Source organism: Pseudomonas sp. MH9.2 (assembly GCF_034353875.1).
Classification (GTDB): Bacteria; Pseudomonadota; Gammaproteobacteria; order Pseudomonadales; family Pseudomonadaceae; genus Aquipseudomonas.
On record NZ_CP133784.1, the window covers coordinates 1,921,952 to 1,948,341 of the forward strand.

21 protein-coding genes and 3 pseudogenes are annotated in these 26,390 nt (G+C 51.7%); 15 read left to right on the forward strand and 9 right to left on the reverse strand.

The features are described 5' to 3' along the window. Nucleotides 1–945 carry a copper homeostasis membrane protein CopD gene (copD, locus tag RHM55_RS09030; RefSeq protein ID WP_322181257.1) on the forward strand — a complete coding sequence of 315 codons (945 nt, stop codon included), beginning with the start codon at nucleotides 1–3 and terminating at the stop codon, nucleotides 943–945. Nucleotides 946–981: 36 nt separating this feature from the next. On the opposite strand, the gene RHM55_RS25885 is transcribed toward copD, so the two are convergent. After that, nucleotides 982–1,140: a hypothetical protein gene (locus RHM55_RS25885; protein ID WP_416152006.1), complete on the reverse strand. Its 159-nt coding sequence runs from the start codon at nucleotides 1,138–1,140 to the stop codon at nucleotides 982–984. Nucleotides 1,141–1,453: 313 nt separating this feature from the next. Here RHM55_RS25885 and RHM55_RS09040 point away from each other — a divergent pair, with 313 nt between their 5' ends. The 6 genes from RHM55_RS09040 to RHM55_RS09065 all read left to right on the forward strand — a co-directional run bounded on the left by RHM55_RS09040 (nucleotide 1,454) and on the right by RHM55_RS09065 (nucleotide 9,007). Continuing rightward, nucleotides 1,454–1,831: a hypothetical protein gene (locus tag RHM55_RS09040; RefSeq protein WP_322181260.1), complete on the forward strand. Its 378-nt coding sequence runs from the start codon at nucleotides 1,454–1,456 to the stop codon at nucleotides 1,829–1,831. Nucleotides 1,832–2,314: 483 nt separating this feature from the next. Further along, nucleotides 2,315–2,656: a hypothetical protein gene (locus RHM55_RS09045; protein WP_322181262.1), complete on the forward strand. Its 342-nt coding sequence runs from the start codon at nucleotides 2,315–2,317 to the stop codon at nucleotides 2,654–2,656. Nucleotides 2,657–2,755: 99 nt separating this feature from the next. Then, nucleotides 2,756–4,012 carry a TolC family protein gene (locus tag RHM55_RS09050; protein ID WP_322181264.1) on the forward strand — a complete coding sequence of 419 codons (1,257 nt, stop codon included), beginning with the start codon at nucleotides 2,756–2,758 and terminating at the stop codon, nucleotides 4,010–4,012. Then, the gene (locus tag RHM55_RS09055; RefSeq protein ID WP_322181266.1) at nucleotides 4,009–5,493 is read left to right on the forward strand and encodes an efflux RND transporter periplasmic adaptor subunit; all 1,485 of its coding nucleotides are present in this window, start codon (nucleotides 4,009–4,011) and stop codon (nucleotides 5,491–5,493) included. The genes RHM55_RS09050 and RHM55_RS09055 overlap by 4 nt, the downstream gene beginning before the upstream one ends. Beyond that, complete coding sequence (locus RHM55_RS09060; RefSeq protein WP_322181268.1) at nucleotides 5,490–8,648, forward strand: efflux RND transporter permease subunit; 3,159 nt, start codon at nucleotides 5,490–5,492, stop codon at nucleotides 8,646–8,648. Before RHM55_RS09055 ends, RHM55_RS09060 begins: the two co-directional genes overlap by 4 nt. Continuing rightward, nucleotides 8,645–9,007 carry a copper-binding protein gene (locus RHM55_RS09065; RefSeq protein ID WP_322181270.1) on the forward strand — a complete coding sequence of 121 codons (363 nt, stop codon included), beginning with the start codon at nucleotides 8,645–8,647 and terminating at the stop codon, nucleotides 9,005–9,007. The genes RHM55_RS09060 and RHM55_RS09065 overlap by 4 nt, the downstream gene beginning before the upstream one ends. Before the next feature lie 91 nt (nucleotides 9,008–9,098). On the opposite strand, the gene RHM55_RS09070 is transcribed toward RHM55_RS09065, so the two are convergent. Further along, complete coding sequence (locus RHM55_RS09070) at nucleotides 9,099–9,572, reverse strand: antitoxin Xre/MbcA/ParS toxin-binding domain-containing protein (RefSeq protein WP_322181272.1); 474 nt, start codon at nucleotides 9,570–9,572, stop codon at nucleotides 9,099–9,101. A 156-nt stretch (nucleotides 9,573–9,728) separates the two neighbouring features. Beyond that, complete coding sequence (locus RHM55_RS09075; RefSeq protein ID WP_322181274.1) at nucleotides 9,729–10,403, reverse strand: DUF5710 domain-containing protein; 675 nt, start codon at nucleotides 10,401–10,403, stop codon at nucleotides 9,729–9,731. Nucleotides 10,404–10,723: 320 nt separating this feature from the next. Between RHM55_RS09075 and RHM55_RS09080 the strand changes: the two are divergent. Next, a pseudogene (locus tag RHM55_RS09080) lies at nucleotides 10,724–10,984 on the forward strand (transposase domain-containing protein); the annotation flags it as partial. Nucleotides 10,985–11,202: 218 nt separating this feature from the next. Here RHM55_RS09080 and RHM55_RS09085 read toward each other — a convergent pair. Together RHM55_RS09085 and RHM55_RS09090 are read right to left on the reverse strand one after the other, a co-directional pair. Then, on the reverse strand, nucleotides 11,203–11,445 hold the full coding sequence (locus RHM55_RS09085; protein ID WP_322181276.1) for a hypothetical protein: 243 nt from the start codon (nucleotides 11,443–11,445) through the stop codon (nucleotides 11,203–11,205). A gap of 14 nt (nucleotides 11,446–11,459) precedes the next feature. Next, nucleotides 11,460–13,307, reverse strand: coding sequence for a hypothetical protein (locus tag RHM55_RS09090; RefSeq protein ID WP_322181278.1), 1,848 nt, complete (start codon nucleotides 13,305–13,307; stop codon nucleotides 11,460–11,462). A 568-nt stretch (nucleotides 13,308–13,875) separates the two neighbouring features. On the opposite strand from RHM55_RS09090, the pseudogene RHM55_RS09095 reads away from it, so the two are divergent. The 3 genes and pseudogenes from RHM55_RS09095 (at nucleotide 13,876) to RHM55_RS09105 (ending at nucleotide 15,810) form a co-directional block, all read left to right on the forward strand. Then, nucleotides 13,876–14,095: pseudogene (locus RHM55_RS09095) on the forward strand (hypothetical protein). Nucleotides 14,096–14,336: 241 nt separating this feature from the next. After that, entirely contained in the window at nucleotides 14,337–15,245 is a 909-nt protein-coding gene (locus RHM55_RS09100) for a hypothetical protein (protein ID WP_322181280.1), read from the forward strand. A 361-nt stretch (nucleotides 15,246–15,606) separates the two neighbouring features. Further along, nucleotides 15,607–15,810 (forward strand): AbrB/MazE/SpoVT family DNA-binding domain-containing protein, encoded by a 204-nt coding sequence (locus RHM55_RS09105; RefSeq protein WP_322181282.1) that lies wholly within the window; start codon nucleotides 15,607–15,609, stop codon nucleotides 15,808–15,810. Between the two features lie 701 nt (nucleotides 15,811–16,511). Here RHM55_RS09105 and RHM55_RS09110 read toward each other — a convergent pair. After that, nucleotides 16,512–17,030, reverse strand: a complete 519-nt coding sequence (locus RHM55_RS09110) for a hypothetical protein (protein WP_322181284.1) — start codon at nucleotides 17,028–17,030, stop codon at nucleotides 16,512–16,514. Between the two features lie 140 nt (nucleotides 17,031–17,170). Between RHM55_RS09110 and RHM55_RS09115 the strand changes: the two genes are divergently transcribed. From RHM55_RS09115 to RHM55_RS09125, 3 genes are all read left to right on the forward strand, one after another. Beyond that, nucleotides 17,171–18,358, forward strand: coding sequence for a DUF5710 domain-containing protein (locus RHM55_RS09115; protein ID WP_322181286.1), 1,188 nt, complete (start codon nucleotides 17,171–17,173; stop codon nucleotides 18,356–18,358). A gap of 909 nt (nucleotides 18,359–19,267) precedes the next feature. Next, nucleotides 19,268–20,083 carry a Hachiman antiphage defense system protein HamA gene (locus RHM55_RS09120; protein ID WP_322181288.1) on the forward strand — a complete coding sequence of 272 codons (816 nt, stop codon included), beginning with the start codon at nucleotides 19,268–19,270 and terminating at the stop codon, nucleotides 20,081–20,083. Continuing rightward, entirely contained in the window at nucleotides 20,073–23,183 is a 3,111-nt protein-coding gene (locus RHM55_RS09125) for a DEAD/DEAH box helicase (protein ID WP_322181291.1), read from the forward strand. Before RHM55_RS09120 ends, RHM55_RS09125 begins: the two co-directional genes overlap by 11 nt. A gap of 115 nt (nucleotides 23,184–23,298) precedes the next feature. Here the strand turns inward: RHM55_RS09125 and RHM55_RS09130 are convergent, their stop codons facing one another. Beyond that, nucleotides 23,299–23,577 carry a hypothetical protein gene (locus RHM55_RS09130; protein ID WP_322181293.1) on the reverse strand — a complete coding sequence of 93 codons (279 nt, stop codon included), beginning with the start codon at nucleotides 23,575–23,577 and terminating at the stop codon, nucleotides 23,299–23,301. A 600-nt stretch (nucleotides 23,578–24,177) separates the two neighbouring features. On the opposite strand from RHM55_RS09130, the pseudogene RHM55_RS09135 reads away from it, so the two are divergent. After that, nucleotides 24,178–24,744, forward strand: a pseudogene (locus RHM55_RS09135) (mechanosensitive ion channel family protein); the annotation flags it as partial. On the opposite strand, the gene RHM55_RS09140 reads toward RHM55_RS09135, so the two are convergent. Next, nucleotides 24,728–25,606 carry a carboxylate/amino acid/amine transporter gene (locus tag RHM55_RS09140; RefSeq protein WP_322181295.1) on the reverse strand — a complete coding sequence of 293 codons (879 nt, stop codon included), beginning with the start codon at nucleotides 25,604–25,606 and terminating at the stop codon, nucleotides 24,728–24,730. The pseudogene RHM55_RS09135 and the gene RHM55_RS09140 overlap by 17 nt on opposite strands. 139 nt (nucleotides 25,607–25,745) lie before the next feature. Next, nucleotides 25,746–26,345, reverse strand: coding sequence for an FMN-dependent NADH-azoreductase (locus tag RHM55_RS09145; protein WP_322181297.1), 600 nt, complete (start codon nucleotides 26,343–26,345; stop codon nucleotides 25,746–25,748). Nucleotides 26,346–26,390 lie beyond the last annotated feature (45 nt).

Here is a 26,390-nt window from a genome sequence, read left to right on the forward strand (position 1 = left end):
ATGAGCGACTCAATCAACATAGCCCTTCGCTTCGCTCTTTATATGGACCTGATGCTGCTATTCGGCCTGGCAACTTTTGGCCTGTATAGCCTAAGGGGCAAAGAGAGGGTGTCCGGTTCTGTTCTAAACTTTGAGTCGCTGCTTTTCGGTACGGCAATTACCGCCTTAGCCCTATCACTTTTCGCTATGTTATTACTTGCAAAGATGATGAGTGGTGTTTCAGATTTTATGGAGCTTCATCATCATATTTTTCAAATGGTACTGATGGGGACAGATGTTGGGCTGACGTGGATGGTCCGGATAATAGCCCTTGTACTGGCGTGCATAGCCGCCACCCTGAACAAACGCTTTCCGACGCCAAGTTTATGGGCGGTGGCGATATTGAGTGCTGTCGCCCTTGCTACTCTCGCGTGGACAGGACACGGCGCCATGGATGAGGGCAGTCGTCGTTATATGCATTTCACCAGCGATATTTTTCACCTTTTGGCAGCAGGTGGCTGGTTAGGTGCTCTCGCTGGATTCGCTTTACTGCTGCGAGCGAGGATACTTAAAGGCGAACAGGAGGTGCGGATTCTGGCAAGAGCCCTGACCGGGTTCGAGTCAGCTGGGGCGCTGATCGTAGTAACTATAGGTCTGTCCGGAATAGTAAACTATCTTTTCATCGTCGGACCTACCTTAGACCAAGTGATGCTCAGTACCTATGGCGTACTTCTATTTTTAAAAATCCTATTGTTTGCAGGAATGATTGTATTGGCATCCCTTAATCGCTTCCATTTGAGTCCATTATTAGAGCGATCAATTAAGAAAGGACACTACGCAATTGCCGTCAATGCATTGCGACGCAGCATGACCCTGGAGTTCTCCATCGCGACAGTCATTGTGTGCCTTGTGGCCTGGCTAGGAACCTTGAGCCCCGAGATGGACATGTCAGCTGCGGCTGGGTAGTCAGGCTCCTATACCAGCCTCCTCGTATAACGTTATCTACTCCTTGAGCCGGTACCCATCCATTTCAGCGAAGCCATTCCGATCGCCGTAGTCGGCTTGGCTGTAAATATCGCCAGTGCCTGGCTGCTGAGCGGTGCAGGTCATGGGCATGATCACGGGCACAGCCATGGACACCGTCGCGGGCATGATCATCATGAAGAAATGCAGCGGATTGTCACTTCAAAGGGAGTCTTCGAGCTGTCGATCTTCGAAGAGGGTGTTCCGCCTGTGTTTCGTTTTTCCACCGAAGGCTCAGGCCCCTTGCTCTCACCAATCGATGTCACAGTGACGACGATACGGGAGGACGGCTCGCGGTAAGTGTTTAACTCAGCAGAAAGCCGGCTTTCTGGAATCCACCAGCAACATTCCGGAGCCGCATGTTTTCAAGGTAGCCGTTACCCCGCCATCTGGTGAACAGATCGTCGAACTCACGGAGCATGCTCACGACAACCATGGTGTGGACGCGGCCGTGTCAGTTATGGCCATCATCGGCCTGCTGCTGGCCCAGTCATTTGGCTGGCTGTGGATGGACCCGCTGGCCGGTATCGTTGGGGCACTCGTAATCGCCAACTGGTCCTACGGTCTGATACGCCAGACCGGTGCGATCTTGGTGGATGCCAGTGCAGACACTCGGATTGAAGGCAAGATCAGGACAGTCATTGACGAGGCCGGTGACAAACTGGTGGATCTGCATGTTTGGCGGCTTGGCCCTGGGCACCTTGGAGCGGTGGTTTCGGTCGTCACACGCGAGCCGAAGCGCGCCTCGCAGTTTTACCATCAGCATATTGCCCAATTCAAAGGGTTATCCCATATCACTGCTGAAGTGCATCCAGAAGCAGCGGTCTGAGCAATGGCTCTAAAACCCCCTTGGACCGAAGTCTGTAAGTTCGATGGCAAGACCACCCTTTGCATAGGCTGTTTGCGCACTTGAGAGGAAATTCGCGGCTGGAAAAAAATGACGAATCACCGCCGCCATCAGATATTCAACGAGCGTTCAAAGCGGTGAGCGAAATTGCAGCGAGGAGCGATTTCCAGGTAGCAGCGCTGGTTTTCAGCTTCTACTGGTCGATAATCGCGGTAAATGAGGGACGATGTGTTCTCACGCTCTCGTTCTGACGATCAGCAGTCGCCGCTCACGAAAGACCGGAGTCTGACCCAATCGCGAAGTCACCACTGGCCTGGAAAAGCTCGTCATACGCCTTTATTTTGTGCCGGTAATGCTGACTTAATTTAGGTTCGGTGATGTCACCTAGGTTAGCGCCTCTCTGGCAGGCTGCTGATGACATGAGACCAATTGTAAGAGCCATTTTCAACTACTACACTCCAGCCCATGAAATGCTACCTGCGGTTTTGCATCATCTTCCTGATTAGCTTGGCGCTTCCCCTCAGCGGGATGGCGGGCGTTCAGGCACCGACAGAACCTTGCCCGATGAAAACGATGGGTATGGCGATGATGGGTGATATGGGGCAGGACTGTTGCCATGACATGAAAAGCACCTCCGATCATGGTAAGCCCTGCAAGCCGGGCCAGGAATGCAAGACTGGTGGCATGTTGCAAGTCTCGATCATTAAGCCTCCTGTCACCTTATCCAGCCCCGTTGTACTTTCTTTCTTCGGTGACTTCCTGCCCGTACAAACTCCTTCAGGGGTATGGCGACCGCCTCGCGTTTGATTCCTGTCCCACATTGACCCTCATTCCGCGTTAGCGGGATGGCATATCTGCGCGCACGTCTGATGAGGCGCGCAGTGGATCATCACAGGAATCGTGAACATGAACTCCAAGTGCTATTGCACAGGTTGGTCCCTCGTGGCCGCCCTGGCGGCAAGCGGACTGGCATTGCCGAGCCTCGCTGCCCCATTGACACTCGATGAAGCGTTGCGGCTGGCCGAAAACAATGCGCCGTCGCTGACTGCACAAGACGCAAAAATTCAGGCTGCCAGCAGCGCTGCCATCCCCGCCGGTGAACTACCCGATCCCAAGTTACTACTGGGCATGCAGAACTACCCCATTGGCGGTCCGGATCGCTGGAGCATCGACCAGGACTTTATGACGATGCAAGTGGTCGGGGTCAGGCAGGAAATGCCCAACAGCGACAAGCGCAAAGCACGCATCGAGGTCGCCAATGCGGCCGTTGATCGAGCCGCTGCTGAGCGTCGAGTCGAACGTCTGAACGTCCGCCAGTCCACTGCATTGGCCTGGATCAGCAGCTACTCCGTTGAGCGTAAAGACGCTCTGTTCCAGGACTTTTACAAAGAAAACCGCCTACTGACCGATACCGTCCGTGCCCAGATTGCCGGTGGCCGCGCTCAACCCGCCGATGCGGTGACACCCAAACAGGAAGCGGCTCAACTGGCGGAGCAGCAGGACAATTTGATTCGCCAGCGCGCACAGGCCCGAGCGGCCCTCAAACGCTGGATTGGCTCCACAGCCAACGATAAGCCAGTGGGCAGCTTGCCTGAATGGCCCGTCGATACCTCAGGCTACTCACATAAGCTGCAACACCACCCTGAATTAGCGGCGTTTGCGCCGATGACCCGCGAGGCGCAAGCCAAGGTCCGTGAAGCCGAGGCGGAGAAGCAGTCGGACTGGAGCTGGGAACTCGATTACCAGCATCGCGGCCGTCAGTTCGGCGATATGGTCAGCGTGCAGTTCTCCTTTGACCTACCGCTGTTTCCTGACTCCCGCCAAAACCCCAAGATTGCGGCTAAGCACGCTGAACTCAACCAGCTTGAGGCCGAGCGTGAGGCCCTTTCACGCGAACATACCCAACAACTGGAGGAAGAGCTGGCCGACTATGAGCGCCTGAACCGTTCTGTGCGCCGAAACCAAGAAAGTCTGTTGCCCCTGGCCAAGGAAAAGGTCGAACTCAGTATGGCCAGCTACCGCGCCGGCAAGGGCAACTTGAACGCTGTTGTATCTGCCCGTCGCGAACTCATCGAAGCCCGCCTCAAACAGATTGATATTGAAGAGCAGCGTGCTCTCACCCGTGCTCGCCTGTATTTCGCCTATGGGGAGTCTGGTCAATGAGTCCTAAAAACTGGAAAGGGTCTTTACTGATCGGTGTCTCAATTACCGTGGGTGTTGTCGGTGGTTATTGGCTCGCTCAGCCCCGCGTGATAGGGACATCGGGTGTAGCCCCTGAGCAGGGCCTCAAAGCGTCAGCGGAACGCAAGGCGTTGTACTGGTATGACCCGATGTACCCGCAGCAGAAGTTCGATAAGCCGGGTAAATCCCCCTTTATGGACATGCAACTGGTGCCCCAGTATGCCGGTGGCGCAGGGGATCGTGCGACCGTCAGCATCGATCCGAGCCTGACCCAGAATCTCGGGCTGCGTTTTGCGACAGTCACCCGTGGGGTGCTTGGCTCCAGCCTCGATGTGACAGGTGTCTTGGCATTCAACGAACGTGATGTCGCGGTGATTCAAGCACGCACCGCTGGCTTTGTGGAGCGGGTCTATGCCCATGCCCCAGGCGATGTGCTCAACGCTAATGCAGCATTGGCGGATATCCTGGTGCCGGAGTGGGCTGCTGCCCAGGAAGAGTTCCTTGCACTGAAACGCAACGGTGATGCTGACTTGTTGGCGGCGGCACGCCAGCGTCTGCGCCTCACAGGGATGCCGGCGGTACTGATTGCCCAGGTAGAGCGTGGCGGTAAGGTCCAGCCAAACCTGACCCTCACCAGCCCCATTGGTGGGGTGCTGCAAGAATTGAACGTGCGTGCGGGTATGACCGTGGCGGCTGGCGAGACTCTGGCGCGCGTCAATGGCTTGAGTAGCGTCTGGTTAGCCGCGGCCGTTCCAGAGTCGGAGGCCGGATCGATCACCGTGGGACAGGCGGTTGAGGCCCGCCTGCCCGCCTTCCCAGGGACAGTGCTCAATGGCAAGGTCAGCGCGATTCTGCCCGAAACCAATTCAGACAGCCGCACCCTCCGCGTGCGGGTTGAACTACCCAATCCGGACGGGCGTCTCAGACCGGGTTTGACGGCGCAGGTACACCTGAATCGTTCGACTGAGCAACGTGTGTTGTGGGTGCCGACCGAGGCGGTTATTCGCACTGGCCGACGTGCGCTGGTAATGCTCGTCGAAGACGCCGGCCGCTATCGTCCAGTGGAGGTGCAACTTGGGCTGGAAAACGATGACAAGACCGCGATTTTGAAAGGTCTGGAAGAAGGCCAGAAGGTGGTTACATCTGGCCAGTTCCTGCTCGACTCTGAGGCCAGCCTTAAGGGCATTGTTGCGAGCACAGGGGAAAAGTCATCGCCCAGCGCAGCAGCCTCCAGCTTTCATGAAGCGGATGGGCAGATCGTTGAGATCAACGACAAAGAAGTCACGCTCGCCCATGGCCCCTTCAAGACGCTGGGCATGCCTGGCATGACGATGACTTTCCCACTCGCCAATCCGGCTCTGATGCAGGGCCTAAAAACGGGCGACAAGGTTCGGATCGCGGTTAGCCAGACCGATAATGGTTTGCGTGTTGAGCTCCTGGATAAATCGGGGAACCAGCCATGATCGCAGCCCTGATTCGTTGGTCGGTAGCCAATCGCTTTCTCGTGATGCTGGCGACATTGTTCGTCACCGCCTGGGGCATCTGGTCGATTCAAAGTACACCTATCGATGCACTGCCAGACTTATACGATGTGCAGGTGATTATCCGGACTCCTTATCTAGGACAAGCGCCACAGATCGTCGAAAACCAGGTGACCTATCCGTTGGCGACTACCATGCTCTCGGTACCTGGAGCCAAGACCGTGCGTGGTTATTCCTTCTTTGGCGACAGCTTTGTTTATGTGCTGTTCGAAGACGGGACCGACTTGTACTGGGCTCGCTCGCGGGTGTTGGAATACTTGAGCCAGGTACAAAGCCGCTTGCCGGCCAGTGCCAAGCCAGCCTTGGGGCCTGATGCGACGGGCGTGGGCTGGATTTTCCAGTACGCGCTGGTAGACCGCAGTGGGGGACATGACTTGGCGCAATTGCGCGCCTTGCAGGACTGGTTCCTCAAGTTCGAACTCAAGACTCTGCCGAACGTTGCCGAAGTGGCTACGGTGGGTGGCATGGTCAAGCAGTACCAGGTGCAGCTTGATCCGCTCAAACTGGCCAGCCTCGGCATCACTCAAGCTGAGGTGACCGAAGCTATCGGCAAGGCTAACCAGGAAACCGGTGGTGCCGTGCTGGAGATGGCAGAGACCGAGTTCATCGTACGGGCTTCCGGCTATCTGAAGACGCTCAATGACTTTCGGGCGATCCCGCTTAAGCTGGGTTCGGGTGGTGTGCCAGTGACCCTTGGCGATGTCGCCACGATCCAGTTGGGGCCGGAAATGCGGCGTGGCATCACCGAACTTGACGGCGAAGGCGAGACCGTTGGCGGCGTGGTAATTCTGCGTAGCGGTAAGAACGCTCGCGAAACCATTGCGGCGGTCAAGACCAAACTCGACGAACTGAAAAGCAGTCTGCCAGCCGGGGTGGAAATCGTCACTACCTACGACCGTAGCAAGCTGATCGACCGCGCAGTAGAAAATCTCAGCCACAAACTGCTCGAAGAATTCATCGTGGTCGCGTTGGTCTGCGGGATATTTCTCTGGCACTTGCGCTCATCCCTGGTGGCGATCATCTCTCTGCCAGTGGGGGTGCTGATCGCCTTCATCGTCATGCGTCATCAAGGGATTAACGCCAACATCATGTCCCTGGGAGGGATCGCCATCGCCATAGGCGCTATGGTCGACGCTGCTGTAGTGATGATTGAGAACGCCCATAAAAAAATTGAGGCCTGGCACGCAGCCAATCCTGAGGAAGAGCTGAGGGGTGAACGTCACTGGCAGGTGATGACCGAAGCAGCGACCGAGGTAGGTCCAGCCCTGTTCTTCTGCCTGTTGATCATCACCTTGTCATTTATTCCAGTGTTCACACTGGAGGCGCAAGAGGGGCGGCTGTTCGGTCCATTGGCGTTCACCAAGACCTACGCCATGGCCGCAGCGGCCGGATTGTCGGTGACCCTGGTGCCGGTGCTGATGGGCTACTGGATTCGTGGTCGGATTCCCAATGAACAACAGAACCCGCTGAACCGTTGGTTGATCAGGATTTATCAACCGGCCCTGGACGCGGTGCTACGTCGGCCCAAAATCACCCTGCTGGTAGCACTACTGGTTTTTCTCAGCGTGCTATGGCCGATCTCTCGCTTGGGTGGTGAGTTCCTTCCACCGCTGGACGAGGGCGATCTGCTCTATATGCCTTCAGCTCTGCCGGGGTTGTCAGTACAGAAGGCGGCGCAGCTGTTGCAGCAGACCGACCGCCTGATCAAGACGGTGCCCGAAGTCGAGCACGTCTTCGGTAAGGCCGGCCGTGCCGAAACCGCTACCGACCCGGCGCCGCTGGAGATGTTCGAAACCACCATCCAGTTCAAACCACGCGAGCAATGGCGACCCGGACTGACCCAGGAGAAGTTGGTAGAAGAGTTGGATCGGGTGGTGCGTGTTCCGGGGCTAACTAATATCTGGATACCGCCGATTCGTAACCGCATCGACATGCTTGCCACCGGGATCAAGAGCCCGATAGGGGTGAAAATTTCCGGCACCAACCTGACGGAGATCGATGCGGCGACTCAGGCCGTCGAGCGCGTAGCCAAAGACGTGCCCGGTGTCAGCTCGGCGCTGGCCGAGCGACTAACTGGTGGCCGCTATATCGACGTGGATATCAACCGCAAGGCCGCCGCCCGCTACGGACTGAATATCGCCGATGTGCAGTCCATTGTGGCCGGCGCTATAGGTGGTGAAAATGTCGGGGAAACCATTGAAGGGCTCGCACGCTTCCCGATTAACGTGCGCTATCCACGGGAGTGGCGTGACTCGCTCGGCGCCTTGGAGCAATTACCGATCTACACCCCGTTAGGCAGCCAGATCACCCTTGGCACTGTGGCGAAGGTCAAGGTCACGGACGGGCCACCGATGCTCAAAAGTGAAAACGCACGCCCTTCGGGCTGGGTGTACATCGACGTGCGCGGACGGGACATCGCTTCCGTGGTCGCCGACTTGCGCCGGGTTGTCAGTGAGCATGTCAAGTTGCAGCCGGGAATGAGCCTGAGTTACTCAGGACAATTCGAATTTCTCGAAAGGGCCAACGCACGCCTCAAACTAGTGGTGCCTGCCACTCTGTTGATCATCTTCGTGCTGCTTTACCTGACTTTCGCCCGCTTCGACGAGGCCTTGCTGATCATGGTCACTCTGCCGTTCGCACTGACTGGAGGGGCGTGGTTCCTCTATCTGCTGGGATTCAATTTGTCTGTGGCCACCGGGGTCGGCTTTATCGCCCTGGCCGGTGTGTCTGCCGAATTTGGCGTAATCATGCTGCTTTACCTGAAGAATGCCTGGGCCGAACGTGAAGACATCGGTGATAACACCGAGCGTGGATTGATCGCTGCGATTCGTGAAGGCGCGGTACAGCGGGTTCGCCCCAAGGCCATGACAGTGGCCGTCATCATTGCCGGCCTGTTGCCGATCCTTTTGGGCAGTGGCACCGGTAGCGAAGTGATGAGCCGCATCGCCGCGCCCATGGTCGGCGGCATGGTCACCGCACCCTTACTGTCCCTGTTCGTCATTCCGGCAGCCTACCGCTTGATGCGCCGCCGGCACCTCCCAGTTGACCCCACCAACCCTCAAGGAAAAGTCGTATGAAACTGACCCTGATCGCCGTTGCAAGTATCGTAATTGTGTTGTTTCTTCCTGCTCAGGCAGAGGACATGCCGGGTATGAAAACGGACGAGATGCCTATGGAAGGCACGCAGATGAAGCCTGAGGCGAAACATGCCCCAGTAGCCAAGGCCGAGGGCACAATCAAGGCCATTAATTCCGAGAAACACACAGTGACTATCGCTCATGGCGCCGTTCCGGCCGTGCAGTGGCCCGCTATGACTATGGCTTTTTCCGCAACGGCAGAGCAACTGGAGGCACTGAATGCCGGAGATCATGTGACTTTCGAGTTCCGATCTGAGGGAGGGACAGCCAAAGTTGTGTCCATTGAAAAGGTGAAATAACTAGAGGACGCCTAGCACCCCCTCTCATACAATTTAAGTGGGTAGGGGGCTTGGCGTCTGGCTTCGCCCGGCTAACGTTAAACTGACGAGGTTACACAAAGACGCCGTGCTCAATACGGTCAATCAAATCCAACACTGCTTTTGTTCCTACGTAGCTTGACAACATCTCTATCGGTTTCGAGCCAGCAAGGGCAGGCATTGGCCGGAAAAGCCAGGTTTGCGCCAACCCGAGGTCCCCCTCAAATAGGCTAATCGCTGCGATTAGGGCTGTGGCAAATAGATAAAAGCGATCACTTTCTAACATCGTGAAACGTCCGACTTGCGCCCTTCGTCTCAGCGTCCGAGACGAAATTGCTGCATAGCCCGCCAATTCAGCCTGTGAAATTCCGTAAACCGAAGATAGACGCGCTAAAAAAATGAATGGGAAGCCGCCCTTCACTTCTTCATGCAGCGTCATCCCGCAAGATGGCAGTCCAAGCAAACACCAAAGCCGCTCTTCATCCACCAGGGATGGTTGGCCTTCTAATGAGATATCTGGATGGGGTGTAAACGTCCTTTCGAGCATTGGTCCCTTTCAGTTCTGAGGTCTGAGGAGTGCTAGTTAAGAGATCCAATGCCGAAGGCGCTGAGAGAGCCAGCTACTCTTCGGAATCAGTGGCATCTAGAGGAGAGCAAAGTAGATCTGACCCTTTTCCGGGGACGTATTTATTTCCAGCGATAGTCATCCACCCTCGCGCTGCATATAACCCATGAAGTCGTCGGTTGTATACCCGACGCCGCCGTTGGCATCAAAGCGTTCGTTCACTTCGTGCAGGATCATTCCACTTGCCTCTGTCGGTGAGGTAGGAAAGAACGCTCCACCCGGCTCAGAATGCATATAAAAATCCCCTAGCTTGGCAGCGCAATGTTCGCAGTGGTTCATGTAGTAAGTAACCCCTGCGGTCTTGCTATAAGCGGGCTTATAGCACTCGGTATGCAAGCGAAGCTGGTTGATGACCGGTCGGGACAGACCGTGCAGACTGGACATCGTCCCTCTGTACCCATGGCACACCCAGTAGCCCGGATTACTGGTCAGAGCGAAGTCCTCATCATCGTCTTGCGCATACTCGAATTGCTCGTGCTGCTCCGGAAGCATAAATGAGAAAACACGTGTGAGGCGGCTGCATTTCCAGCAGTCCGTTGCAGACTCCAAAACAAAATAATGAGGCGAGCGAATGCCAAACTCAGGTTCATGCTCTGGGTCGGAACCGTTCGCCGAAGGCAACCAACAAGCGAATAACTCTGCGTTAACTCCACTTGGTACATACCAAACCTTGGCCAGAGAGTCCCAACGCGCACCTAGCGACTTGGCCTGATCTTTCTCAGCGAAGGGAACATTCAAGTCAACTCGTGCCATTTACTGAACCCGTCATCAATGATTTTCTTGAACGATGGGGCGGATTTCCAACGGCAGGCTTCCGTTCCCACTTGAGCAGCAGCATAACAAGACGAGGCGCATGCGTCCTCTCCGGATCTAAAACAGACGTCTCCCGATGTCCATTTCGGGTCCAGGCTGTGTGAAAACGCCGCCGAGCAGATGTGGCGCTCAAAAGTAGAGAAAATTTCTCACGTCTACGCAAAATCCGCTCACTCGCTAAACGTTCGCAGATTTTACGTAGAAGCGCGGAGTTCAAATCAGTGCCCGCGTTTTCACACAGACTGGGTCGAAAGCGGCGCTTTTTACCCATCGACAACAACGTCGCCGAAAGAGCAGTAAAGCCGTTTGTAATAGGCCGCAAGGCATGGCTGTTCAGCGATACGCCCAGAGGTGCGACGGCCAGTGCCCAGATCTACAGCCTGGTCGAAACTGCCAAGGCTAACGGCCAAGAGCCCTATACGTGGCTGCGCCATGTACTGGAACGCCTGCCACAAGCCTCGTCGGTAGAAGACTTCGAAGCCTTGCTGCCATGGAACTGCTCGCCAGAGATGCCAAGGTAAACATAAAGCCCATCTAACGGTACGTGGGGTTTATGGGTCGCTTACCAGTCAACTCTCTATCCAGGTGGAAAGTCGACTCCGAGTAACGGAAAATTGGCCGTTTTCTGCCTGTAGTGAACGGCTGAAAACGGCCGATTCTGTTGAAAACAGTCGGCCTCGGTTTTTAAGGAAGAAAAGTACGCGTCGTAGATTGAAATCCTTAATATTGGCAGAGGTTTTCAGGCTGAGATTTCACGCAGAAGCGTGCTAAAAGGCGGCTTTTCCGACCAATCTTTCGGCAGTTCTAAAAAATCGACTTTTTCAACAAAATCGGCCAGAAGCGGCCACTCATAAACGACCGCTACCTTACGGTTGCGGAGTATAGAAATATAGGGAGAAATCAGTCGCAGCGTGCAGCGAGGCCATAGTATATCGGAGGTGCTACTAAAGCCGACCTTGATCGGCTCTGTTGAGCAAGCCATACGACATATCTGGTTCAGATATCAAGGCCCTCCGCCTTGCACTGTTCCACAAAATGTAACCGATTTAAGAACTCAGTGTAGGTATCACGACTTCCTGTAGTCATTGAGACGAGGCTAGCCATGTGCTTAAAAAAACCTCCAGGAGTGTCTGAGTTTTCCAACACCATAATTATCTGCGGAATACTCATAAATAGAGAATTGTAAAATGGAATCCTGCCCTTAACTCCAATCTCCCCGCTCTCGCCTGCAAGCCGCTTCAATTCGGCCGAGTGTTTCCTCCATTTCTTTAGATTTTCATCTATTTTTTTGTCAGGATGTCTTACTTCGCTGAATACAGCAATGGTGAGGATGCGCTGCAAAACGGTTTTATCTTGCAATGCTCCGAAATCATGAAGGCTTACCGAAACTCTAGTCACAGCGCGGCCATTTAAATAGACAGTTTTCTCATTTCCGTCGTTGGCCAAGGTGATTGATCCATTATTTTTGAGCACATTCTCTATGCGCATTGCTTGCACATGAGTCGCTAGCAAGCTATCAGCGAGATCAGAAAGTATTTTCGGCTCATCTCCCGACAACGCTTGACGAGTCAGTCCTTTCTTTTTCATTTCAAATATATAGATTTTATCGTTTGTTTCGCATATCAGATCTGATTCAAGTTCCAGTTCGCCACCAATCCGATTCCCATGGAAAATGCTTATACCTTTGCGTATTAATTTATCTCTTAGAAAATCTTCAATTGCGTAGCCTAAAACACTATCCTTCGGATTTGACCATTCGTCGTCAGGTCTTGATATGCAATTGCAAACTGCGTTTAGTGCCCCTAATGAAGCTATACTTTTTGGAAGAATTCTATATTGATTTCCGACCTTGATGATTGGTTTGAAGTAGTGGTCTATCGCGAGACTTGAGGGAGGGAACACCAGTTCTGAGTTGGCCGAGCCTGACGCGGCACTCAGCACCCGCGCCACTACTTCCTGGACTTTAAACTCTGAAATTCCAGTTTTTGATGCAATTTCCTTGGCGGTCACTGTGGTAAACCGCCTGGTGTCAGACAACGAAATCAGCGCTAGGGCGACCCTAGTCACATCTTTGATTTTTACATTATGTGAATAGTAGTTGGCCTCGGAAAATTTTGTATGCACAAGCTTTATCAAGTCGAAAGCGCAACTTGCTTTGATCTGAGGAAGTCCCACTAAACTGTCATAAAGCATATTTTTTTTAATAAAATCCAGCATGACTTCTTCACCGAGATGCATAGCCTCGAACTGAGAATAAGGTTGGATCTCAAAAATAACTATTAGATCAGATATGAAAATCAGCAAATGATCAAAGTGCGACGAATCTCTAAAGTCTTTTGACCCTGCATGCTTGACTCCCAGCGCGAAGAGGTACCCGAACGGCAAAGCTGCCTGCACTGATGTTGTACCCATTGAGACACGGCGGTATTCCATGAACCGCCCAGTTGTGCTGTTAAATGTTTTGCCTAATCGTTGGGTTAGAGCGACTAGCATGTTATCGCCGCCATAGGCTGCGCACAGACGCTCAATCTCGGACTGTATTATTCTGTAGCTTTGCTCAGATATGTAAAACTGATAGTCCCTCTCTACAATCTCAACGCCAAAACTAGTGAGCCTTTGGTAAGAGGAAGCGAATGTGTCCAGTTTTTCGTCCAGAGGTGACGATGCAGGACCATCAAAAAAACAAAGCTCTTTTCGATTTTCAATTACTATCTTGAGCAGCTCACTCCAATCTGTTTCTAGTGGCACCGGCATTCCCTGTGCGGGAGCTTGTCTTGCTGCGTCTCGAATCGCATCTAGAACTGGGAAGTATTTTTCATGGTTGAGTTTTTGCTGATGACGCATAATTACCATCTTCTGTCGAAGATAAGTACATGCTCGAAGAACCGTTTTCGGGTCACCGATATTATGCCGTGCTAGTGAGTATATTTTTTCATACCCATTCAGGGTGCGATACCCAGTTGCTTCATACTCTGCAAAGTATTCATCGCATTTAGAGATAAATTTTGAGACTTCCAAACTTTGCCCTCGCGAGATGCAGTAAGATTTTGTCGTTAGTCTAGCATTTTGATTTCAGTCTCACTATGAAGGCCCCGCACTGTTTACGGAAACACGAATCTCCGCACTTTCGAGGACTCGTAGCCGGCGGCTTCTGTTGGACGCGGTCGTCGGTGACCAACTGGTTATTCTTGCCCGTCTACTGATGGGCACAAGGGGCTGCAATGGGTCGTTCTCTGCCGGTCATGATCACGAATTGTACTGGTCAAATCCAGTGCAAATGACTGATCAGGTCGATTGTAAATGGGGGGCCAGTCAGTGCAATTACCTAGGTGTCAGCGGATCTTTAAAAGTGCTCCCCAACCAGCGGCGAGATGATCTAGGCTTCCCGCACCATCACTCAAGGACGATAGCCATGTCAGATAATTCAAAAGCAAACGTAGCCACAGCGGACGCGCTAACCCTTCATTTTGCATAATCAGCACGCTCTAGCTGCTGCGATGGAAGAGGTTACCAAGTGGCTCTCAGAAAACGGAGTGGGGAGTGTCGCCGCTAACGCATTGGAAGCCATGGAAACGCTGGACTCGAATGCTCAAGGAATCATTGAAGCCATCATGCGGCTACGCCAGTCATAGGCACATCTACGCCCTTCCGTCCCTCCTTCAAGAGTAAGTCCCCATTCAATGCGGGAAAATGGGATTCTGTGGAAAGTGGGAAATCACATCCCACTTGGTTTCCCATTTGCATTGCCACTGACCAGTCAATTGCAAAAGCAGTCATTCGAGCGTGTCAATATAATGCGGGACGACTCAGTTGATAGCCACATGCCATACGGATAGGCTTCGCCCATCACACCACCTGCACAAAGGATTTGAAATGCACCGCAGCCGCCTTGCCTTGGCTCTAATGACCTGTCTCGCAATACCCGGCTTCGCCTCTACCGCAACTGCCAAAAAGGGCACAACGAAGACTGAACTGCCTGATTGTTCAGCCGTAAAGTTCGATGGGTCCAATCTCACAGAGGAAGAGAACGAATACTTTTTCTCTAACCAGAAGGACATTTCGACAGCAGAGATTCTGCGCTTCGCGCTTGGTAGGGATGCGATTTTGGCCGACTTCTACGCACGCCGGAAAGGCACAGACTTCAATGCCGATGTTCTGAAAATCAAGGATCTAGCTAAGCAGAAAGGGCTTGCATTGCAGATGACCCATGACCTTACCGTGGCTGAAAATGCGCGCATTGAGCAGAACAAGAACCATAAGTGGACCAAGGACACCGCCGATACTCTCTTCTGCGGTATAGGCGCCATTGGCGACACCGTGACGAACAGCTACAACACCTATGCCACAAGCTACCTCAAAGGGCTTAAAGCGAAGCAGGAAGCCATGCATGATCAAGTTGGCTACTTCGATGTGACGGTTAATGACTGCACCATCAGCAAATCCATCGACACTGGCAACCGCTACTCCGCCGTGAAGCCAGATCCTGATGCGCGATTCCTCACCGTGAACGCGACCTTCAAGAATACTGACAACGAAGGTCGGCTGCCACTCGAAGGCAGCTTGTTCATCAGCAAGGATGACAAAGATTTCAAATTCGATACGACTGAAACCATCATGAGCGATGGCTACGGAATCCGTTTGCGGTCGCTGAACCCTCTCATCAAGCTCAACACGAAGATCGTCTACAAGGTGCCTAACGAGCTGTCTGGCGAGGTTTATTGGAAGCCCGGTAGGAATGCCGAGGATAAGAAGCTCTGGTGTACCTACCTCCCGTCAGCCTGATTCGTGCCATAGCCAGCCATCTGTTGGTTACGGATTTATGTTTACAATTTGGCAGACTGCTGCTGGACGTGAGGGGCTGCTACGGGTCGTTCTCTGCCGATCATGTCCACGAATCGTGCGGGTCAAACCCTAGCGGACTTCAGTGAAGCTGCTCGTTGAGAAAGCCGCTACGCGGAAACTGGCCAGCGGGTTTCACTTTCCCTCAGGAGGTGCTGACTAACCCCTGTCATACAGCGTCAACCTGGGTATGTGGTGCAACCGTAGCTATGCAGCGTCGACTGAAAGCACCATCGATATGGGTTGGATTGCGACGAGCATGAAGGCTACATTGCACCCAATGTGGAGTGGATGATTCGGAAGCATGCACGTGACTGAAAAGAGAAAATGGCAAACTAGCTGCGTTGATGTAGCAGATGGCTCTGGAGACTTGCTCGTTGAGATCCCGCCCGATCTGCTTCAGGAGCAAGGCTGGGAAATGGGGCAAGAGTTTGATTTGCAACTGATTGAGGGTGCGATCATTTTAACTCCCAAGACACATGGAGTGGCTGCCGACGCAGAAGGCTAGACAGATCGGGGAGTTACTGCCGCGTAAGGGTGGCCGGATGGCCGTGGAATCCGCAAAAATAGAGGCAGAAGCGTGAACTCTCCTCATAACGACATTGGGCGATGTGTCGATACCTGATGCGCAATGGCTTTCCATACAACATCAGGCCAGCATTCGTCGGATGGTGAGCTAGCTCCACCAGCCGCAGGTTAGCCCCCCGTAGTCGACACCACGCTAAAAGAACGACCAGCAGCTGAACGAAGTTCAAGTTCTTTACATCATTTTAGATCCGCAGGCATGCTGATGATGAGCACAGTGCTCAAATGTCACCATGAGGATAAAAAATGACCCACGACATTTCGCTGTACTTTCTGCCCGCTGCCTACAGTCTCGCTTTGGGACTGCTGATCTGGATGGCGGTTTTCTCGGATTCACCTAGCAACGGCGAAATACCAGGTGACTGGCCTGACAAGCCGAGGCAAGGTGAATACTGAGGGCAAGATGCCGGAATGAATCCCGGTTAGAAGTTACGGGATATTGATAGGCCCCCTCGCATCAATGAGGGGGCTTTTTTTATGGGAACCCGTCGTTGGCGCCTGCGAACCTGATCTACCATAATCCATGTGAATTGTTTGGGGGACATCTCCTTCAATCAACACAGGTGCTCACGAGACCATTTCAGCAATCGTGAGTCAGTAGATCCTACTAACCAGCAATGACCGTCACGTTACAACATAGGTCATCGTGGAGCCCACTTCACCCGGCTGGACACCAATTCCTAATTGATCACAAAGCCTCACGTACCCGGCGATGCTGTGGACGATTTTCTGGAGTTGCTGCACGTTCCCCTCAGCAATCTCGCGACAGCAGTAGAACCGTTCAGACTCCCAAAGCACATCTTTTTTAATATCATCAGCAATGCTCGCTTCGATCAGTGCTTTCTGATCAGCTACGTACCGAAAATCTTTCAAGGAACGCACCTGTCCGCCAGTAAGGCCGCCGACAAGATAACTAAACTCACCAAGATCCGAGCCTTCGACCGAATTTTTTCCGGGCCAATAGAACTCAATTCTGTGGCGGCGAACAAATTCGTCCAAAAAGCTGGGTGCAGGCTTGGATTTTTTTCTAAAAAGCACTTTGAACAATGCAGTAAGCATTTTTGGTTGGCCTCTAAGGCTGGTCAGAGTGTTCAAAAGGATCGTTTTCGGCCGCGTAGCCATGAAAGCATCTGAAGCAACCATCAAAAATACGCCTCAAGTGCTCCAGTGCTAGCCGAAGCCAGCACCGAGGTAACCAATCGGACGGTTGCTCGCTACAATACTTGCATTCTCGCCCCAACGTTGACCAGCAAAGGGACGTAAATCAACTGAGATACAGGCAAATGTCCGAGCGTATTGATTTAGCTGTGCCCTTCGAAGAGAAGGATGAGGCAAAGTTGTTCGATGTCGAGTGGGACGATGAAAATCGAGTTTGGTGGACTACAGAAGATCGCATGTGCGAGGGGCTGATGCGCTGGCTTCCCTACGCAGCTACACCGGATGAGGTAATTCAGTCTCATCCCGACTACAGATCGACAGAAGTCGAACGGCAACATATAAAGATGCTGTCTCAAACCTGTGAGTTTAGGGAGTGGATGCTCCTCATGTTGCCAGGTGGTTTGTGGGGGGCCTTTTTGGGGGATGACATAAACACTCCCGCTGCAACAGCTGTTGTCGCAGGCGATTATGCAAACGGATGTCAATTCATCTCCAGTAAACCGAGTGAGACTATTGCCTATATGCGGGACAACCGCATCTATTCAGGCCCACTGCCCTTGGAGGAGCGAGACTGGACGAATAGAACAGATGAGCCCGAGGAGCTAAGCGAGGTTAACCCGTTGATGTCCTGTGTTGGTCAACTGACAATCGGCAACAAGACCATCGAGATTCAGCTTCCTTGGGCTTGCCAACAACTAGTTGAACATCTCGAAGAAGGTACCCCGATCCCTGCAATGAACAGCAGGCTGTCCTCAGAGGTTTTCGGTTACCTGGATCGACATACACCTGACACCGTCAAATACCCGCTTGCGAAGCAGCTGAACCTGGCCGAAGAAATATCGCAGAAACTGCGAATTCCAATGTCTCGGTCTGAGCGCGAAAATCGGGCCGCGTGCCTAACCTTCATCGATGCGCATAAAGCTGACCTCACGATGTATCGAGCTATCCACAGAGATCTGGACCGTGGATCTTGGCCAATGACAAAACGCATCAACAATTACGTAAAGTGGTCAAAAGCGCGAAACATGCTTTCTGGTGGAATTCCGTGGGAATCCATCGCTGAGTTGCTAGGGGTGAAAACAAAAGCAACCATCGAGAAATACGCGACCCAAGCCACTGAAGCCGAGCAGGAAACGCCTGAACTGCTTACCGTACCGCTTTTTCAAGATCTGATTAAGCTGGGCATGACAGACGGGAACATTGATCACGCAGTGAACCAAATGGTGAATGCAGAAACTTGGGAGGAGTTCAGCCGCGAACGACAGGTGAGAGGAATACTGCGAGAACACCATGCTTGCGCTACTCAGGCTTAGACTCTAACACCGGAGGTTGTCGCTCCTCGACGGCGTGTAGCGGTCAACCTTCTGTGGCCAGCAGGACTGCGTTTTCCCTTAGGTCTTGCGTCTTCCACTCACTGAGGCCTAGGTAGTACATACCCAACGCCATGCTTTGCATTGTACTGCGTGGTGGAAACGGTTGGAAATTTGAGATATCCGTCCAACGATTTATTAATTACCTGTCCGCAAAAACCCTCTAAGCTTTTAGCGTAGGTGCTGCCAATAGTCATCCGAGGCAGGCCATTGTCGATTAGCCCGTGGGGCTAGAGTGAACAGAGGCTAACTGAGAAAGCGAAATGACTGACGACAAGAAAAAAACTGAGTCAATGCTTGCCCTTGTGAAACGGGTTCAAAGGCTGCTAGGGCATAAAAGCACAGCAACCACAGAAGCATATTTGCAGTGGGTACCTTCAGCTGGGGAGGCAAAAAGCCCCAGTCAAAAACCGACACTTCACTAGCCCGCTAAGAGCTACCGCAACGTAGTAACTTGATGGAAGCTACTGGTCGGCTGCTCCCGGTCGCGAATGGGGATCGGCCAAGAGCTTTCATCAGCCCTGTACCGTTAGAGCCATTCACATGTAGCAAAGGCACCGGAGATGTGTTCGCCTGAGGCTACTTTTCATGAACCCGGGCTATTTTCGGAAAACTGGTTAGCGGCAGACAATAAAACGTGGTCAGAGGATACGGATGAGCTTTGAGTTCAAGCACAAAAAAATCCCCATCTCCATGGCTCGTCTAGGTCAGCTTCATAAGCCTATTCAAACCATAGATCCAAGTGGCAATATGCTGGCAGACTCATCCATGCCGAGGTGAGTCGGGATCTAGTCTCCAGGTCGCTGGACCTATAGGGTAGAGAGGAGAAAGGGCCTCGACACAGGATGTGAAATGTCATCAATAGCAGATCACTTAGGTTGGCTCGAAGACTCGGGGACAGTCATCAAGTCCATGTGTGGTCGAGACATACCCGTTTTGAAATTGAAATACGATACGTCAGATACGGCAATGATGTCTTCCTGGGCTAAACACTTCCGAAATCATTACTGCCGAGACGAAGAGCTACCTTTCATAAAAAACCCGACGAAAACAAACCAGCAGTATTTATTGACTGAAAAGTTCCCCCACCAGCTAAACGCGCCAGGACCTAGCATTAGAGCTGGGGATTTCGCAGAGATTTTAATCGCGGATTATCTAGAATATATACGAAACTATCAGGTGCCCAGGACTCGCTATGATCGCAAAGGAATTGCTAATGAGTCGACTAAAGGCTCAGATGTTCTAGCATTTAAAAAAACAAAAGGGGTCATCAGTGATCAGGATGAGCTTTTGATATTCGAGGTAAAAGCCAAGGCCTCTGAAAAATCGAAATCGAATGTTTTGCAAAATGCCATCAATGACTCTATGAAAGATGAGATTAGGCTTGCTGAATCTCTAAGTGCCATGAGACAAAAACTATTCGATAGAAAAGACATGGATGGAGTAGGTCTTGTTGACCGATTCCAAAGAGAGCCGGACCATCCTTGTAAGCGCCGCTACGGTGCTGGTGCAGTTTTTACAGAATCATCGTATGACGAAGAACTAATCGCAGAATCTGATACGAGCTTGCATCCAAACCAACATCATCTTGAGATGATTGTGGTCAGCGGCGAGCTGCTAATGTCCCTAGTCCACGAGCTTTATCGGAGGGCAGCGAATGAAGCTTGAGACAAATGCCAAAGTGATTCTTGACGTCACTCGGGCCAAAGCTAAGCAGTATGAATTCGGTATAGATGAAAGCTTTCACTTAGAGCTGTCACAAGATCCAAAGAGACTTTTGGTTTTCACAATTGGGATACTGGGAGAGCTGGCAGCCTTAGAGGCCAGGCCGCATGATGACAGGGACGCCTATCGGGAAGAGCTGAAGGCCCAACTAATTTTAGTAAGCCAATATTTTGAGGCTTTAAGCTCTGCCAAGCTGACGCCGGAAATTGACGAATACCTTAGAACATTAAGCTCAGCATCATATTACTTAGCCGATATGCCAGGGAGTTCATTGGTACTTGCTCGAAAAATTGCGGACGCACCATTTAGGATCACAGAGAGCTATCTAGAAGGATTTTTAGTCTGGATTTTAAAGGGCGACCTTACAGATACATATTGTCAATTTCCTGACGGACGTTATAACGAGGAAATTCATGATGTTTTCATCGCTTATGTTAATTTCTTTGATCAAAACTCTGAAACATTCTTAGTAAACAAAGCAACCCAAAACCTGCGTGACGCAGTGTATAGCCAGGGTAGTGATCGAGAGTTGCTTTTAGTCGATACCATTGTCGCGTTAGTACTTCGAAAAATCAAAAACTCATCACTCGCTTGCTTACCTCTGTATACGGATATGGACTTGGATGTATGGAGCAAAACACTAGGCAATGATGGATTTATAAAAGAATTTTGGCCAGGCCAGAGATTGGTCGGAGAACTAGGTGTTTTAAGAGGGAAATCGGCAGTAATGCAAATGCCGACCAGCGCAGGAAAAACAAAATCAGCCGAGTTAATTATTCGGAGTGCATTCCTGTCCGGGCGTGCCAAATTAGCAGTAATAGTAGCGCCATTCCGAGCGCTGTGTAGAGAAATTTCAAAAGACTTTGAAAAAGCTTTTGAAAGCGACTCAGTAAATGTCAATGAGTTGAGAGACATTACGAACATTGATGGGGACGAGCAGGATTTTCTAAAGTTTCTCTTAGGTGACGCCTATAAGGGAGGACATGAATTTACCATCATGGTTTCCACCCCCGAGAAACTCGTGTACCTATTGCGATATAAACCTGAATTAGCGGAAAAAATCGGATTATTGATTTTTGATGAAGGTCATCAATTCGACACCGGCAAGCGAGGCGTAACATACGAACTATTAATTGCCTCTCTTAAAGCAACGATACACCCTGACGCGCAGAAAGTCTTGATTTCCGCAGTAATGGCTAATGCGCAAACTATTGGCGAATGGCTGAATGGTGAGCGCGGAGTAAACATTCAAGGAAGCAAAAACCTACCGTCCATAAGAAGCATAGCCTTTTTTAGCTGGGTCACTGATATGGGTCAGCTAAGTTATCTATCTCAGGACAACAGACGAGATAGCGGCCTCTACGTACCAAGAATCGTGCAGCAAATTAACCTAGGGGTTAAAGGTGCAGAGAAAAATGATAGGTTATTTCCTGAAAAGAAAAAGCCTCAGTCCATTTCTTGCTACCTAGGCCTCCGTCTGTGCCCTCAAGGGCCCGTCGCTCTATTCTGTGGTGACAAGAGAGCCTTAATATCCATTAGTAAAATTCTTATCGACTTCTACTCTAGAGGCTTGGAAACGCCCAAACCGATAGAAGGCGCTGACGAGACTGAAATTCTCAAAATCGCATACCTTTCCGAACTTCATTTTTCGAAAGATCATCCTTTCTCAAAAGTAATTAGAATGGGCGTCTTGCCACATAGTTCAGGAGTCCCAAATGGTATTAGATCAGCCGTTGAATGGGCGATGGAAAATGGTAAAGCAAACTTTGTTATATGCACATCGACCCTCGCACAGGGCGTCAACCTACCGATTAAGTATCTGATTGTGTCCAGCACAATGCAGGGCCGTAACAGGATCTCCACGCGTGACTTTCAAAATCTCATCGGCAGAGCGGGACGCTCCGGGTACCATACGGAAGGTAGTATTATCTTTTCCAATCCCTCGATCTTTGATGACAGATCCACTCGCTTTGGACAGCAGAAATGGCAGGCTGCCCTATCATTGCTTGACTTCAACAATGCTGAAGCCTGCTTAAGCAGTTTGAAAGATATTATCAAACCCTTCAGGTTCGAAAAAGCTGAAAACGATGTCCACAATTTTTTAAAAGACCCTTCACGCCGAAGATCACAATGGATAAATTGGGGAACAGTCAATAATATTGACGTTTCTGAGTTAATGGATGAAATGGACAACAGGGAACAGATCTTGGTGGCTATTGAAAGCTATTTTCTTTCCGTACTCAAAGATAATCCCGATGCGTTAGACAAAGATACTTTTAGCGCCCTGATCAGCCAAACGCTTGCATTCTACTTGGCAGATGCAAATGAACGCGACGCTCTTCTTGCGATTTTTGAGTTAATCTACGAAAGACTGGCAACAGTGCCACCCGAAAAATACAGCTACTATGGTAGAACACTGCTGGGCTTAGATCAGCTTTCATACATTGAAAACTGGATTGATGCTAATCTATTCGAACTACAACTAACAGAATCCCCTGAAGACTTACTGAATCTATGCTGGGGGTTAATTTCCGACTTTTCTACCAGTAAGATAATAACCAACATCCAGCCCCCTTCTCTCTCGACTGAACTGGCTGTCCTGTGGATACGAGGGGAGAGTTATGCCGCCATTTTGAAATATTCGAAACTTCAAGCAGGCAAGTGTAAAGCCAAGTCTCAGTTAAGAGCTATCACTCAGGACCACATAGTCGATCATTGCTCTGCACTTGCTTATGATGGCATGCTGATTATTGGAGGCATGGCAGACATCATTGAGGGGAAAGGCATGAGTGACGATCTTTTGTCGATGGCTAGATCGCTTCAAAATAGACTAAAACTCGGCCTAGCCAAAGAATTTGATATCTGGCTGTATGGCCGAGGTTATACCGACCGAGAGGTCTGCAAATATATATCCAAGGCGTTCTCGCCTGTCAGGCTGAGTGACAACATTATCGATTATGGTATTCTCAGAGACAATCAGGAGCTTTTGTTAGAGACGCTAGGGATGCTCCCTTCGGTCTATTCGAACCTTAAGGACCGATAATGCGAATCTCCCTAAGAGTCCGCTTATTCAAGACTATGTTGCCACTATTCTCAGACAGCGAGAATGATCAGCTGTAATCCTCAGAGCCCAACATTAAGAGACCATCTTGAATCGATCAATTACGGCGCTTGAGATCAGGTACGTTCCATTGCATTTGATCGTCAAGCATCACGTGACCATCCTCCACCAAAGCCAAGGCAGTAGTTATTTCTTGGTGGCTTAGATTGGTTTCAATTTCAACCCCTATATCAGGATGGGTTGAGTCAGGTACTATCAGAATTTTTCGAAGTAAATGTATTTGAGGCAACGCCAAGAACTGAAAGATGTCGTTGCTGTATTCTGCGCGGTAGAAATATATTTGCATGGGAGGAACTTTTATACTTTTCTTTATCATACGAAAACCCTCATAACATTGTTAGCTGACCGTATTGGATAAATCGAGAATCTAATTGTCGCCAAGTGCCCTCTGGCATCTTCCCGTCCTATTGCAAAAAGACATAAATCGTATCAAACACCTGCTCAAGTTAGGCTGGTTCAGCTCACTGATTGCGGTAAATGTTATATGACAGTGACACTCAGTGCGCGATGTCAAACTGACCTGAGTCAATTGGGTTTCTATATAACGGCCGCACACTTTCGCAGGAGGCATTCGGCATTACCATTTAAGCTGCGATTTCCCAAATACCGGTTCTGTACCAGCGGCGGATGAATGGAGCTTTAGGCGCAAATTGTGGTGGTTTTTTGCCTTAATGGCGTGGTTTAGAAAAAGCGGGGGGGGGCGACGACGTCGACCTGTGCCATGCACAAGTCTAACTGGCCCTCTACAGCTTTCTCTCCAACACATATTTTCAGATATTACAGGGCGTCAACCAATCCGGTGCGGCAAACAGTCCATCAAAAATTAAAGAAATGGACGGACAGTAAAAAAACATAAGCCAATGATTTAATTGATATCCACTGTCCATTTTTCTGTTTTAACTCACTAATACTATTTTTTGATAAAACCATCGTCTCGATTCCGACTTGGCGAATGATGTCCGAGTCGTTCAAAAACTGGCGCGGCATGCAGCAATCCGGCGGACGCCGGATCAAACGCAGCCTGTTCATTGATGCCAGCGGCGTGCGTTTCGTGCGCGATGACGAAGAGCTCAAACTCACCCAGATCCATCTGCTGACTGATTACATCGGCCGTAAACAGGCCGAACTGAAGAGCTGGAACGAAGCCCAAGGCAACGTCGCAGCACTGTCCGCCAACCGTCGACGCATGACCAATATCGGTACATTCCGCGCCTATGCGCTGGCTTATCTGCACAGCCACCCGGATATCCAGCCGGACATGACCTGCATGGTCCGGCAGATGCAGGCCACCGCACAGGGCATCCCCCTGGAAATCTACTGCTTCACTCGGACCACCGCCTGGGCCGACTACGAGCGAATTCAGGGCGACATCTTCGATTACCTGCTGGCGGTGATGCCAGAGTTTGGCCTGAGCCTGTATCAACAGCCCAGCGGTATGGATTTTCGGGCTGGATGGACAGGCAACGCTAAATCAGCCGATTAGCAACGGCACCCTGGCGCCTGGCGCCCCATCGACTGATCCACACCGACCCCACGATGACCATCCCGCCCACGAACAACCGGCCCAGGTTTTCGTGCTGATTCCACAGCAACAGGTTGATCAGCAACCCCACCGGCACGTGCAGGTTGTTCATGACCGCCAGGGTGCCGCCGTTGACCAGGCACGCGCCTTTGTTCCACCAGTACATGCCCAGCGCTGTAGAGCACAGCCCCAGGAATAACAACACGATCCATTGTTGGGGAGCTTCGGGCAAATGCTGCGTATTACCAAACAACAGGAACGCCGGCAAGGCGACGGCCAGTGCCCCCAGGTAGAAATAGCCGAACCTGCGGTAATGAGGCAGATCACTCGGGTAGCGTGCCACCAGATGCTTGTACAACACTTGCCCGGCGGCGTAGGTGAAGTTGGCCACCTGCAACAACAGAAAACCGCCGAAGAAGTCAGAGTCGATCCCGTCGTAGCGAATGACTCCGGCGCCCAGTACAGCGACCAACGCCGCCAACAAGGCCCAAGGGTTGAAACGGCGATTCAGTGCGTCTTCGATCAGGGTTACGTGCAACGGCGTGAGAATGGTGAATAACAGCACTTCGGGCACGGTCAGCACGCGAAAGCTCAAGTACAGGCACACGTAGGTGACCCCGAACTGCAAGGCGCCAATCAGTAGCATGCCGCGCATGAAGCCGGGTTCGACCTGACGCCAGCGTGTCAGCGGAATAAACACTAACCCGGCCAAGACCACCCGAATCAGCACCGCGAAGTAGCTGTCAACGTGCCCTGCCAGGTACACGCCAATCAGGTTGAACGAAAACGCCTGAATCAGCGTCACGAATAATAGATAGCCCATGCTCGCCCCTTTTCAGTGGCGGCGACCTTAGCGTTTCGGGATCAGACAGGCAATAAAAAGCCCGATCAGCACAAAAGGATGATCGGGCAGTGCACCTAAGGAGCAACAGGTACCAAGGGAAGTCGGTGGAGCGCGGGGGTCAGGCGACCTGGGCGAGTTTTGCTTTGGCCTGATTCAGGCCTTTCTCGAGGAAGTCACCGCCCATGTTCAGGCCTTCGGCGTGGATGAAGGTGACGTCGTGGATGCCGACAAAACCGAGCACTTGACGCAGGTAGGGCTCCTGATGGTCGAGGCTGCTGCCCGCATAGATACCGCCACGAGCGGTCAACACATAGGCACGTTTGCCGATGAGCAGCCCCTGAGGACCTGTCTCGCCGTATTTAAAGGTCACGCCAGCACGCAGCACATGGTCGAACCAGGCTTTGAGGGTGCTGGGGATCGCAAAGTTGTACATGGGCGCGGCCAACACCAACACATCGGCTGCGACCAGTTCATCCGTCAGCTGAGTGGAGCGCTCAAGGGCCAGTTGCTCGGTTTCATTGCGTTGCTCGGCTGGTTTCATCCAGCCTCCGAGCAAGGTTGAATCCAGATGCGGCACAGGGTTGATCGCCAGGTCACGCACGGTTATCTGATCCGCCGGATGCGCAACCTGCCATTGGCTGATGAATTGCTGGGTCAATTGGCGTGAGACCGAGTCTTGCTGGCGGGCGCTGCTTTCAATGATCAGTACGCGGGACATGGGATGTTGCCTCCATCGAAGAGTGTCTTGAGTCGATGGAGTGAA